The sequence below is a fragment of the Pseudomonas sp. ICMP 10191 genome (assembly GCF_001467335.1).
GTDB classification, from domain to species: domain Bacteria; phylum Pseudomonadota; class Gammaproteobacteria; order Pseudomonadales; family Pseudomonadaceae; genus Aquipseudomonas; species Aquipseudomonas cerasi.
Genome location: NZ_LKGW01000098.1, coordinates 1 through 212 on the forward strand (window position 1 = coordinate 1; position 212 = coordinate 212).

Below are 212 nucleotides of genomic sequence, written 5' to 3' on the forward strand. Positions count from 1 at the left end.
CGCAACGCCCGTGGCCTGCCGATCAGACGCCAGGACCCCAAGGGTTTTATCGTAGGCTACCAGTACGACAAGGCCCTGCGCCTTGCCGCGCTGATCAATGAAAACGACGCCACCTACACATTCGCCTACGACGACTCCGACCGGCTGATCGAAGAAAAGCGCATCGACCAACTGACCCGCCGTTTCAGCTACAACCTCGGCGGACACCTGAC

General features: G+C 60.4%; 1 protein-coding gene. It reads left to right on the top strand.

All coding sequences use genetic code 11. The features are described 5' to 3' along the window. The coding region (locus AO388_RS08435) for a hypothetical protein (RefSeq protein ID WP_153003981.1) at positions 1–212 on the top strand (212 nt) is incomplete at both ends.